Annotated in this window: 9 protein-coding genes; all 9 read left to right on the forward strand. The window is 40.5% G+C overall.

The features are described 5' to 3' along the window. Window positions 1–156 precede the first annotated feature (156 nt). The 9 genes from QVC79_RS01505 (at window position 157) to QVC79_RS01545 (ending at window position 12,666) form a co-directional block, all read left to right on the forward strand. Window positions 157–2,448 (forward strand): S9 family peptidase, encoded by a 2,292-nt coding sequence (locus QVC79_RS01505; RefSeq protein WP_270595238.1) that lies wholly within the window; start codon window positions 157–159, stop codon window positions 2,446–2,448. Between the two features lie 168 nt (window positions 2,449–2,616). After that, complete coding sequence (locus QVC79_RS01510; RefSeq protein WP_151412231.1) at window positions 2,617–3,174, forward strand: RNA polymerase sigma-70 factor; 558 nt, start codon at window positions 2,617–2,619, stop codon at window positions 3,172–3,174. 73 nt (window positions 3,175–3,247) lie between these two features. Then, on the forward strand, window positions 3,248–4,411 hold the full coding sequence (locus QVC79_RS01515) for a FecR family protein (RefSeq protein ID WP_270595239.1): 1,164 nt from the start codon (window positions 3,248–3,250) through the stop codon (window positions 4,409–4,411). A gap of 70 nt (window positions 4,412–4,481) precedes the next feature. Further along, on the forward strand, window positions 4,482–8,105 hold the full coding sequence (locus QVC79_RS01520; RefSeq protein WP_270595240.1) for a SusC/RagA family TonB-linked outer membrane protein: 3,624 nt from the start codon (window positions 4,482–4,484) through the stop codon (window positions 8,103–8,105). Window positions 8,106–8,116: 11 nt separating this feature from the next. Next, window positions 8,117–9,508: a RagB/SusD family nutrient uptake outer membrane protein gene (locus QVC79_RS01525; protein WP_270595241.1), complete on the forward strand. Its 1,392-nt coding sequence runs from the start codon at window positions 8,117–8,119 to the stop codon at window positions 9,506–9,508. 16 nt (window positions 9,509–9,524) lie between these two features. Further along, window positions 9,525–9,731, forward strand: coding sequence for a hypothetical protein (locus tag QVC79_RS01530; protein WP_124317231.1), 207 nt, complete (start codon window positions 9,525–9,527; stop codon window positions 9,729–9,731). A gap of 25 nt (window positions 9,732–9,756) precedes the next feature. Continuing rightward, on the forward strand, window positions 9,757–11,034 hold the full coding sequence (locus QVC79_RS01535) for a hypothetical protein (protein WP_270595242.1): 1,278 nt from the start codon (window positions 9,757–9,759) through the stop codon (window positions 11,032–11,034). A gap of 3 nt (window positions 11,035–11,037) precedes the next feature. Next, window positions 11,038–12,000 carry a hypothetical protein gene (locus QVC79_RS01540; RefSeq protein ID WP_270595243.1) on the forward strand — a complete coding sequence of 321 codons (963 nt, stop codon included), beginning with the start codon at window positions 11,038–11,040 and terminating at the stop codon, window positions 11,998–12,000. A gap of 87 nt (window positions 12,001–12,087) precedes the next feature. Further along, window positions 12,088–12,666: a 30S ribosomal protein S16 gene (locus QVC79_RS01545; RefSeq protein ID WP_270595244.1), complete on the forward strand. Its 579-nt coding sequence runs from the start codon at window positions 12,088–12,090 to the stop codon at window positions 12,664–12,666. Window position 12,667 lies beyond the last annotated feature (1 nt).

The following is a 12,667-nucleotide window of genomic DNA, read 5'->3' on the forward strand; positions in this document are numbered from 1 at the left end:
GGATGTGATAAAAGTTTTTTGTTACATCCTTATTTTATTTTTAAGGTATAGGCGGGAATTTGTTGAAAAAAGAGTTACTTTTGAGGCAAGCGGTTTCATGGTTTATTGGTCTTTACCGTGTAATCGTGCTTATGTAGAACGCAAAATGTATTAAACATGATGAGAAGTATTGTATGTATACTACTCTTCTTGATGGGGAGTAGTGTATTCGCACAAAAGGCGGATTTTAAAGCTTGTGCCAAATTTTCCGAGAGAAATCTTTCTGATTATGTCCACAGTTTATCGGTTTATCCTTCGTGGATCGGGAATTCTGATTTTTTCTGGTATTATTACACGACGGGTGACGGAACGGTGTATTATTTGGTGGATGCCAAGAAGGGGAAAAAGCAAAAATTATTTTCGACGGAACGGCTTGCCGCAAGATTAGCGGAATTGACAGGTAAAACTGAAGATGTTCGGGATTTTAAATTGGGAGGGTTCCGTTTTGAAGGGGATAATCCTTATCGATTGATGTTTTCCAAGTACGGGAAAGATTTTGAATACGATGTGAAACGTGATGTTTTGAAAGAATATTCACGGGAAAGAAAAGAGAATAGTTTTAGCCGGGTTCCTTACTGGCAGCGCTGGTCTCCGGATAGCAATTATATGGTGTATGCTTACAAACATAACGTGTATATACAGGAAAAGGGGGACACAACTTCTTACCAGTTAACGACGGATGGAGAACGTTATTATTCATATTCTTTTCAGCGGGATAAGGATACGGACAAGAAGGAAGGGGCATCAATTACTTGGTCGGGGGATTCCAAGGTGTTCTATTGTCTGCGGCAGGATCGTCGGAACGTGGGGGAGGGGTATTTGATTGATCATCTGGCAGAGCCCCGTCCGACATTGAAAACTTATAAATTTCCGATGCCGGGGGAAAAGTATGTTTACACGTATGATTTACATTTGTTTGATGCAGAGAAGAGATCGCATCAGGTGGTTGACATTGCGAAATATCCGGATCAGGAGGTGAAAGTGATGCTTTTTGATTTTAATAAATACCCGGAATATATTTATTTTACCCGTAAGAGCCGGACGTGTGACGAGATGGATCTTTGCCGGGTAGATACCCGTACAGGAGAGGTTTTTGAAATTATTCACGAACGTTGTGAACCACATTTTACAGAGCAATTGTTTGAATGTCGAATTCTGAATGGAGGGGAGGATATTCTTTGGTGGTCGGAACGTTCCGGCTGGGGACAATATTATCTTTATAACAAGGAGGGGCAGTTAAAGAATCCGGTGACAACAGGGGATTTCGTGGCAGGGAGAATTACGGAGATGGACACGTTGGGACGTAGTTTCGTGTTTGAGGGGTATGGTCGGGAGAAGGGAATAAATCCGGAGTATCGTCTTTTTTATAAAGTGAATTTTGATGGTTCCGATTTGACGTTGTTAACTCCCGGAGACGGGTTTCATTCGATTGATCTGGCCAAGAACGGGAAATATTTGATTGATAATTATTCCCGGGCGGATCAGGAGCCGATTGCCGAATTAAGAGACACGAAGGGAAGGAAAATTATGGAATTGGAACGTCCCGATTTACGCTTGCTGTACGAGATGGGATGGAGGAAACCGGAACGGGTAAAGGTGAAAGCGGCTGATGGGATTACGGATCTTTATGGCGTGATGTACCGGCCGTTTGATATGGATTCGACACGGAAGTACCCGATTATCATAAACGTGTATCCGGGACCGCAAGAGAATTTTGTTCCACAGTCTTTCACGTTGGATGATAATGGAAACGAGTCTTTGGCTCAGTTGGGTTTTATCGTGATTAATGTCGGTTTTCGGGGGAGTTGTTTTACCCGGGGACGGAATTACCATTGTTTCGGGTATGGAAATTTGAGGGACTACGCTTTGGCGGATTGTAAGTTCGTGATCGAACAGTTGGCTAACCGATATTCTTTTATTGATTTGGACCGGGTGGGTATTTACGGACATTCCGGAGGTGGTTTTATGGCTGCAGCCTCTATTCTGACGTATCCGGATTTCTATAAAGTTGCGGTTGCTGCATCCGGTAATCATGATAATAATATATATACGAAATGGTGGGGTGAAACTTATCATGGCGTGAAAATGCATGAGAAGAAAGTGGGGAAACAGGATAGCGTGATGTATTCGTTTGAATCCAAAATTCCTACGACGATCGAATTGGCTAAAAACTTGAAAGGAAAGTTACTGTTGATAACGGGGGATATGGATATTAACGTGCATATGGCTCATACGATTCGTTTGGCCAATGCTCTGATGCAAGCGAATAAACGCTTTGATTTGATGCTTATTCCCGGGGCGGACCACGGCTTGGGTTCTCCTTATTATGTGAATCTTATCCGGTATTATTTTATTGAAAATCTTTTGGGTCAGAGACTAGATAATGTCGATATGAGTAGCATTGATTGATAATGATTAAACGATCCTTTTTTGATAATTATTTTCGACAAAAAATTATTAGTAATTCAAAGATAACATTTTTTAGCTTAACCTAATTATCAGGTACTTGATTTTTTTTCACCTATCACACTTTAACATCTTCCTTGAAAATGTAAAAGATCAAAAAAGGATCGTTTAATGACAGAGGAACGAGGTGAGTATATTCGATTTTTGAATGGGGAAGTGCTTGTTTTTAAGCACTTTTTTAAAGAGCATTTCCCCAAATTTTTTGCCTTTACTTCTCGTTTTATTGATGATTCGTATGTACGGGAAGATATTGTGCAGGAAACTTTCATTATTGTTTGGTCCCGACATTTAAAAGTGTTTGATTCAGAAATGGCATTGCAGGCTTTTATTTATCGAACTCTTCGAAACAAGTGTCTGGATTATATTCGTCATGAAAAAATCAAAGAACGTTATTCAAGTGAGTATTCGAAGGAACGGGAGACAAGTGATTATTTGATGCAGGCAATCATAGATGAAGAGAGTCGTTTCTTGATTCATAAAGCGATCAAATCGTTAACTCCTCAAGTGCAGGCCGTGATAAAATTACATTTAGAGGGCAAGAAGAATAAAGAGATTGCGGAGGAAATGGGGATAAGTGAAACAACTGTGAAATTTCATAAATCGGTTGCTTATAGGGAGTTGAATAAATCATTGGGGCATTTATTTTTAATGATTACCATGTTGTCGTAGTTTTTTTGAAAAAAATAAAAATTTCACCTATACTGTTTTTTCTCTCGATCGTTATTGGGGAAACGAGAGTTAGATGAAAGAGATAAGTCAGTATTTATTCATAGCTAAATTAATCTGTAAAGAACGGATTACCGGGTTGGATGATTCGGAGAGAAGACAGTTGGATTTATGGAGGAATGAATCCAAGGAGGGAGAACGTGTCTTTTTAAACCTGCAAAAAATTTCCACGGAAGAGTTAGAAAAACGGTATGACGGGGTGGATGTTGATATGAAATGGGAAGATTTCAAGAAACGGCAACAACAGGGAAGGAGAAATATAAGAGTGGGAGTGACTGTTGCGGCGAGTATTTGTTTGTTGATAACAAGTGGGTTGTGGTTATGGTTGGGAGGTGCAAGAGAGGAACGTGTTGTTTTGGCAGAACAGGGACGGAAAAATAATGTTTGTCTTGTATTGTCAACCGGAGAAGTGGTGGATATTTCGAACGTAGAGCAAGATGAGGTAAAATTGGATAAAGGGACAAAACTTTATTCCGGGAATCGTTTGGAGTATGTTCGACCGGATTCTTTGCATAAGAAGGAGTTGGAGTTTAACCAGTTGATTATTCCGAAAGGGACATTTTACCATTTAGTTCTTTCGGATGGGACGAAAGTGTGGCTGAATGCGGATTCAAAAATAAAATACCCGGTGTCTTTCGGTAAAGATAAAAGAGAGGTCAGTTTGCATGGCGAGGGATACTTCGAGGTTGCCAAAGACAGTACCCGTCCTTTTATCGTGAGTACGGATAAGATGGATGTGAAGGTTCTGGGGACAACTTTTGACGTGAACACGTACGAGGATGAAGGAAAAAGTTTTGTCGTTTTGGTAGAGGGACTCGTGGAAGTGTCGGCGGGAAAAGGGGAATCCCGGATAATTACCCCGGGGCATATGGCAGAAGTGAATATGTATGACGTGCAGGCTAAGATTCAAGTTTTAAAGTGTGACACGGAACATTATGTTGCTTGGAAGAACGGTAATTTCAGTTTTAGGAATGCCTCGTTAACGGAAATTTTGAAACGGGTGTCCCGGTATTATGATGTAACCGTTATTCGGGAACAAGTGTTTGAGGAAGAGTACTATACCGGAGATGTGTCAAGCGACGTCTCGTTAGAGTCTTTGCTTGCCGTTATTGAATCCTCAACTTCTGTATCATTTAAAGTAGAACGCAAAATCGTCTATGTACAAAAGAAAAGAGATTAGGCTAATTGGTCTTTCCTAATCTCTTTAACGCAAAATGTTATATAGACATAACACACAAATATAGGTAAAAATGATGGTAGAAAAGTTTTTTTTCAGGAAATTCAACAAGTGTTGTGCATTTTTGATGCTACTGTTATTCGCATCGGGCACACTTTGGGCAGGACATTCACCGGAAAAGATAACCTTGAAGGTGACAAACGAGAAACTGGTTAAAGTGCTTGAAGAGATCAAAAAGCAATCCGGGTATAATTTTGTATACAACGAGAAATTCGTGAAGGATCTTGGAGGAATAACAGTTGATGTCAAGGAAGTTTCTTTGGATAGCGTGATGAAAGAGGTGTTGAAGGGTACAGGGTTACGTTATCGAATCCAAGATCGGATTATTTTGTTGGAGAAGGCTCCGCAAGAATCATCCGAACAAAAGTTTAAGGTGATTAGGGGAAGTGTAAAAGACGAGGACGGGGCGCCGTTACCCGGTGTTACGGTAATGATTAAAGGAACCACTATGGGAGTCTCGACGGATGCTACCGGGAATTTTGTTTTGGATATGCCGGATGGGTATCAGGTTTTACAGTTTTCTTTTATCGGGATGGAGACGCAGGATGTCAAGTTGGGAGCCACGGAGACACACGTGAATGTGGTGTTGAAGATGGCTGTGGGGCAGTTGGATGAGGTTATCGTTTCCACGGGGTACACGCAGACGACTCAAAAACGAACCACGGGTTCCGTGGCCGTGGTGGGCAGAGAGGTGTTTGAAAATAAGGTCCCCACGTCGATAGATCAATTGTTGCAAGGACAGGTGGCCGGAGTGAGTATCGTGGCCAAATCCGGTCGTCCGGGTGAATCAGCAAAGATTCGGATTCGGGGAACGAATACGCTTACCGGGGACGCAGAACCTTTGTGGGTTGTTGATGGGGTACCTTTGCAACGTAATATACCGAGTATTGAAAAAGGACGAATTAAAGCGGGTGATTTTAATGATATTTTTGCTAACGGTATTGCCGGGATTAATCCGAATGATATTGAGAATATTACCATATTGAAGGATGCTTCTGCTGCCGCAATCTATGGTTCAAGAGCTGCAGGTGGGGTTATCGTTATCACAACGAAGCGAGGTAAGATTGGGAAAATGGCTGTGAATTATTCGGCTAATTTTTCGATGGTAATGAAACCGCAAAGGGATGGTGATTTGATGAACTCAAAACAAAAATTGGCTTGGGAACAAGAGCTGTGGAATGAATTCTCGGCGGATGGATTTACGAACGGAACGTATTATCCTGTGGTTGGTATTGTCGGGATGTTACGAGCTAATAAGTTGGGGAAAGATGGTAAGGTCTGGACAGACGAGGGGTTTGAACCAATGAGTGCCGCAGAGCAAGATGCTTATATCGCAGATTTATCTAAAACTACGACCAATTGGTTTGACGAGTTGTTTCGGACTGCTTTTTCGATGAATCATTATTTGTCTTTGTCCGGGGGAACTGATATTGCAACATATTATGTTTCTTTTGGTTATTCGAAGGATAATGGAATTTTAAGAAAGACTTCATACGATCGGTATAGTTTATCTACAAAGGTAAAATTGAATCCTCACGAGCGAGTTTCGATAGATTTGGGTGTTGATTTTTCTCAACAAAAATCGGATGGGTCTTCGTTAAACGTGAATCCTTTCCAATATGCTTATTTTGCCAATCCTTACGAGAAGCCGTATAATGAAGACGGCTCCTACAGGCCGGATTATACTTATTATAATTTGAATCAAATTAATGGCGGAAGAGAGGCCATACTTCCTGCTAACGGGTATAATATTATGCGTGAAATTAATGAGACATCTAGTGTTGCGGATGATTATGCTGCCAATTTGATGTTAAGTTTGAATTATATAATTTCTTCAAAGTTCCGTTTTTCGGGTTTGCTTTCTTATAGTTTTATCAATAATAAGTCGGATAATATAAATGGAATTGATACTTATGCCGCTTTTAAGGATAAACCTAGCGAGTTGGACGATTGGAATAGTCGGAGAACTTACGGGTCGATAACTCAATCTTCAGCTAATAATACAAATTATAGTGCGAGAGGACAACTGAATTATTCGGATATTTTCAATTCGATTCATCGCTTGCAGGTATTGGCCGGAGCAGAAATACGAGGTTCTAAAGCGAAGAGTATTTACGAAAAACGCTATGGTTATGATCCTGTTACCGGAAATTCTTCTACCCCGGCTCCGGAAAAGACAGATGATCAGGTTGACTATAATAAATTGGTGGATATGGCGAATCTGATTGATGGACTTGCCGGGCAGTCTATTGAAGAAACCCGTTTCGCATCGTTTTATGCTTCCGTGGATTATAGTTTGTATGATAAGTATATTGCCAGTCTCTCTTTCCGTACAGATGGATCCAATAATTTCGGTAGTGACGAACAGTTTAATCCGACTTGGTCTTTGGGGTTGGCTTGGCACGTGGGAGATGAACATTTTATGGAAAAACTTCGTCCTGTTCTTAGTCGCTTAAAATTGAGCGTGGCAATGGGATATACCGGAAACGTGAATAAAACAGAAAAACCGGAGTTGATTATGTATTACTCTACTTCTTATCGGAAAACCGACGTGGAAAATCTTCGAATCGGGGAAGTTCGGAAAGCTCCTAATCCTCATTTACGTTGGGAGAAAACACGGGATATGAAGGTCGCTTTGGATTTCGGACTTTTTAATAATCGAATTAATGGTTTGGTTGAGGCGTATTATCGTTTGAGTAAGGATCTTGTAACAAGTGTTGATGTTCCTTATGTGACGGGGTTCAGGGGACAAGGTTATAACACCTCTCAGATTGAGAATAAAGGAATTGAAGCAACATTGCAGGCACTTGTTTTCAGGTATAGGGATTTTAAATTTAATGCTTCGGTAAATGTTGCTTGGAATAGTAATATATTGAAACGTTACACCTCTCCTATATCGTATTCGGCTAACAATTTTGTTGGTTATCCTTTAGGTTCGATTTTTGCAGGTAAGTCAATGGGAATAAACCCGGAAACCGGGTTGTATAAATATAAATTACGTCCAGATGCAGATATTTTGAAACCGACTGATTTGAGTGATGTGAATAACTATATATATTATAAAGGAACGTCAACGGCTCCGGTGACGGGAGGTTTTAATTTTAGTTTCTCATGGAAAACACTCTCCTTAAGTGTTGGTGGTGCTTATTCGTTAGGAGGAAAGGTTGTGGATGAGATAACATCACCAGTAAGTTATAACACAATAAGTGTTACTGGGATGTCATCGGGGGAAAAGATTCCGACTAGTGAAAATGATTTGTACGTGAACCATTTGAATGTGAGGAAAGACGTGACTAATCGCTGGACAGAAGATAACAGAACTGGCACGAAGTATCCTAGAATTATTGATACTTATGGCGAAAGACTCTATTATGACCAGATTTATCCGACTTCTAGTACGATTACTCGGGCAACCATGTTGGAGAATGTTTCTTTCTTGCGGGTGAAGAATATGTCGTTGTCTTATTCATTACCTCTGGATGTGGTGAGTAAAATGGGTATTTCTTCCTTGAGTTTTTCTTTTATCCTGACGAATTTATTTACAATAACAAATTATTCAGGGTTAGATCCGGAAACACCCGGGGCAACTTATCCCTTGGCACGTTCTTGTTCATTTGGACTTAGTTTAGGCTTTTAATTTGTGAGATTATGAAGAATTTGAAAAATATAAGTGTGCTTTTAATGGTATTCTTTGTATGCGTGTCTTGTAAAGAGTACTTGGATGTGAAGCCGAAAGGTGAGGTTATTCCTAAGACTGCTGAGGAGTTTGCAGCTTTGTTAAATAGCCATTTGAGCGAGATCGATGATGGCTATGATGAGGCCATATTGGGTAATGCCATGGAAAAATTGGAATTAGAGTGTTTTAGTGATAACGTAGAGAATAGTTTGACTAAAAATGTGACAGGGATGGGAGCAATTCCCAAATATGTAGGAGATCGTTTGAATTCATTTAAGTCTGAATACGAGAAGTTGTATGCATTAATAAAGAACTGTAATCTGGTGATACATGAAATGGAAGAGGAGAATACTGAGATGGCAAAGTCATGTTATGCCACGGCATACACGATGAGAGGTGTCGCTTATTACAATTTGATGCGTCTTTTTTGTGAACCCTATAACAAGCAAAAGGCTGGGGAACAATTAGGGCTTTCTATCGTGACACGTTTTGATATGGAAGCGCGACCGAAACGGTCAAGCTTGTCGGAGGTCGTGTCGCTTATAGAGGAAGATTTAAAGAAGGGGATTTCTTATAATTCCAAGTCGGAAATTTTCCGTTACACGGTGGATGTGGCAAAAGCTTATTTGGCTAGGCTATATTTTTGGTCTCAGAATTGGGAACAGGCTATACCCGTGGCAAAAGAAATATTGGAGGCTTATCCGTTGGTGGAGGGGACAGAGTATGTTGATATGTTATCTGCTCAACATGCACAAAAAGGTAATATTCTTTTACGTTCCTATGTGTTATCTCACGTTAGCGGTGATCAAAATTATAATGGAGCGAAGGGATATTTAGCTGTGAAACCGGTAAGTAAAAGTTTTATTGACTTATTTGTTGAGAAAGAGCGAGATGTTCGGTATTCATTTTTGTTTAATAATAAGCGAGAGGCTCAGAAGGTCCCGCTGGCTTGTATCAGGAGTGCAGAGATGTGCTTGATTTTAGCTGAATCATACGCTTATTTGAATCAGACAAAAGAGGCTCTTGAATATCTAAATCTGTTGAGGTCCAAACGGATTTCAGGTTATACTCCTTATACAATGGGAAATTTACCTGCCGTGGATGAAACTGCCTTGGTTCGGGTAAATGCGGAAGGAGAGGCTTTTACCCCATTGTTGTGGGCGATACATTGTGAACGACGGAAAGAGTTGTTCATGGAGGGAGACCGTTGGTTCGACTTAAAACGGAACGGATGTCCGGAGTTCTGGATTGCCAAGGATGGGCTTAAATACGAGACGAAACAATTTATGTATACCGCACCGATTCCTTCAAGGGATATTGATTTGATTCCGGGAATGATTCAAAATGAAGGCTATGTCAAGTAATGAAAAGGAGGTAAATATGAAAACGAGAATAATATTGATGGGTTTAGGGTTTGTTTTATTGGCTTTTTGTGGAGGATGTGATAAACCAGATGATGTACCACCGCGTATTTTGACGGAAAGTCAGGATTACCAGCTACCTAAAGCGAGACCGCTGACTTTGGAGGAACGGGAAGAAATACGGTTGTTGAAGGAGGAGTATAATAATGCGATTCAAGGGTTGTAATAGCTAAAGATTTAAGTGAAATATGATGAAAAATATTATATCGTTTATCTGCCTACTGTTGTCGATGTGCTTTGTGGCATGTAACGATGACGACAGTGAAGAGAAAGGGCCTCAACTGGCTTTTTCAGAATTAATCTATACTCTGGATGCGGAAGAGCCGTTGAATGTTGAGATTCGGGTTTCAGAGCCGGTACCAGCAAACACTTCTGTTAAGTTTAATATAAGGGGGGCTGCCGTGCAAGGAGAAGAATATGAGCTTTCTGCTAATGAGTTCGTTATTCCTGCGGGAGAGAGTACCGCTAGTATTACCGTAACACCTAAAAATAATTTCGAGGATGGAAAGACGATAAAACTGGAATTATATCCTGTTGATGGATACGTGCTTGGTGAGTATAATTTCACCTTGATCGAGGTGCTGACAAAAGGACAGTTAATTTGTTCTTTCCAAGAAGAGAATTACGTTCTACCCGGGGAGGTAGAGATTCGAATGGATGCAAAAGATGCGAATACGGGAAAATATTTTTCGGCGAGTACGGATACAAAAGTTCCTTTTATCGTGGGGGAACATTCTACCGCGATAGAAAATGTACATTATGAATTTGTGGATAATCCCGACAAAATGTTTGTTATTCCAGCTAAGAAGAGTTACGGGACGATAAAGATTAGATTTTTGAAATGGGAAGAGGGGAAAACGACCTTGTTTTTGTTAGTACCGGATGGAAATGATCGTATTCTGCCGGGTGATGTGGATCAAACCGAAATTTATATAAAGGGAATGACGACTCCCGATCGGTTAGAAGGCAAATGGGTGTTTAAAGAATTGACATCAATGGATTACGTGAAAAATAATGCATGGTATGGTGGGGAAGAGATCGCAAATATGCCGGAAAATAATTTACCGACGGATATGTTGGAGTTTGTGAATGGTGGAACTCGGTTGAAAGTTCATGCGACCGGAGATATGGCAAAGTATTTTAGAGATGCCGATGTCACGTTCTTGAAAGAGCAACTGGTTTATTTGTATGAATTTGGGGGAATCGGACGACCGCCTCAGGTGACGGTGTCCATGATGAATTTGAGTCAGGCAAATGTCAATTTCTCGGGTGTAAATGAAAAATTGAGGTCCGTGCAGGTTGGTTTTAGATTGTTAGAAGATAATGAAACCTTGGAGGTAACTGTGTTTGATTATGAGCCGACAGATTTCTTGTATAATACGTATAAAGATCTTGCAGCTTGGTCGGGAGAAGGGGAATTCCCGATGGAGATGCACATGATCAGGTATCATTTTACTAAGGTGAAGTAAGCGATGAAGTGGTGCCTAGGTTTATGGATTGCATGCCTGTGGGCGTGCAATCCTATTAATGGAGTGCAGATTTCGGGTGATTTGTTTCATTATAAAGGGGATAAATTGTACTTTGAAATTTGCGGGCAAGATACAACGATAACTGTTGCTTTAGATAGTATGGGGAGTTTTGAGGCTGTTCTACCATTGACGAAAGCGGGTTATGTGCGATTGGCAAATGGGAAGGCCGCTTTTCCTCTTTATTTGCAACCGGGAAAGAGTGTTCGTTTGAAAATGGATGTGAAGAAAGTACAAGAGGGAGATTACGAATCCGTTGAGTTTTTAGAGGGGAGTAATTCAGAGACACGGATGATGGCTGATTATTATCAGAAACAATGGTTCCCGTCCACGCAAGAGATGTTTGTACTTCCGCCAAATGATTTTAGACAGATCATGGATTCTATCGTGCATTTTAATGATAGTATTATTTCTGCATTCGTGAAAAAGAATTCTTGTGATCCGGCGTTTGTGAAATTATTTCGAATACAAGTGAAAGTGCCGTTGGCAGCCTCTTATTTTTATTATCCCATGTATCATTCGTTATTGAACCGGGAAGATGAAAGTGAGATCCCCGCTGATTTCAATATATTTGATCGGATGTTGCCAAAGAATGATATTGATGTTTATCAACGTGTGTATCGCTATAAAATTTACGAGGTTTCCTATTGGAATAATTTGCTGGGTGAGAAGTTGGCTGGTTTGATGTCAGAACCGGAACAATTCGTGAATTCTTATATTGACGAGTTGAATAAATTGGGATTGCACGAACAGATTCGGGATGATATAGGGAATAATTTCGTGATGCAGTATTATAATGAATTACCGGAGGAAGCCGTGTTGATATTGAAAAACAGATATAAGGAGATTGTTGTTAATCCGAAGTACCTGAAAGAAATAGAACGTGTTTTTCAAAATGTTTTGCCCTAAAAGAATTTTCAACTTTCAATTAATTGACTATCTTTGCACCTGCCTATCGAGAATAGGTAAGTAATTACTGAGTTAAAATTAAAAAGAATGGCAACTAAAATTAGATTAGCAAGACACGGTCGTAAAGGACGTCCGTTCTACCATGTAGTGGTAGCAGATAGTAGAGCGCCGCGTGATGGTCGTTACATTGAAAGAATTGGTTCTTACAACCCGATGACCAATCCGGCTACAATTGATTTAAATTTCGACAGAGCGTTATACTGGTTGATGACCGGAGCTCAACCGACTGACACGGCTAAAAGAATTCTTTCTTACGAGGGAGTACTTATGAAAAAGCACTTGTTGGAAGGTGTGAAGAAAGGTGCATTTGATATGGCTGCTGCTGACACGAAATTTGAAGCTTGGAAAAAAGAGAAGATTGCTAAAATTCAGGCTAAAATTGCTCGTTTGGCTAACGAATCAGAGAGCGCTTATAAGGCTCGTTTGGAAGCTGAGGCTAAAGTAAAAGAGGCTAAAGCTGAGATCGTGGCTAAAAAACAAGCAGAAATTGCCGCTGCAAAAGCTGAAGCAGAAGCTGCTGCCAGAGCGGAAGTAGAGGCTGCCGCAACTGAAGTAGCCGCAGCAGAGGCTCCGGAAGCTCAAGCAGAAACTCCAGCAGCAGAGTAAT

Source organism: Butyricimonas sp., from assembly GCF_019423355.1.
GTDB classification, from domain to species: domain Bacteria; phylum Bacteroidota; class Bacteroidia; order Bacteroidales; family Marinifilaceae; genus Butyricimonas; species Butyricimonas faecihominis.

Coding starts and splice junctions, on each gene's coding strand:
- QVC79_RS01520 (WP_270595240.1), top strand. CDS start 4,482: ATGATGGTAGAAAAGTTTTTTTTCAGGAAATTCAACAAGTGTTGTGCA.
- QVC79_RS01530 (WP_124317231.1), top strand. CDS start 9,525: ATGAAAACGAGAATAATATTGATGGGTTTAGGGTTTGTTTTATTGGCT.
- QVC79_RS01515 (WP_270595239.1), top strand. CDS start 3,248: ATGAAAGAGATAAGTCAGTATTTATTCATAGCTAAATTAATCTGTAAA.
- QVC79_RS01525 (WP_270595241.1), top strand. CDS start 8,117: ATGAAGAATTTGAAAAATATAAGTGTGCTTTTAATGGTATTCTTTGTA.
- QVC79_RS01535 (WP_270595242.1), top strand. CDS start 9,757: ATGAAAAATATTATATCGTTTATCTGCCTACTGTTGTCGATGTGCTTT.
- QVC79_RS01510 (WP_151412231.1), top strand. CDS start 2,617: ATGACAGAGGAACGAGGTGAGTATATTCGATTTTTGAATGGGGAAGTG.
- QVC79_RS01545 (WP_270595244.1), top strand. CDS start 12,088: ATGGCAACTAAAATTAGATTAGCAAGACACGGTCGTAAAGGACGTCCG.
- QVC79_RS01540 (WP_270595243.1), top strand. CDS start 11,038: ATGAAGTGGTGCCTAGGTTTATGGATTGCATGCCTGTGGGCGTGCAAT.
- QVC79_RS01505 (WP_270595238.1), top strand. CDS start 157: ATGATGAGAAGTATTGTATGTATACTACTCTTCTTGATGGGGAGTAGT.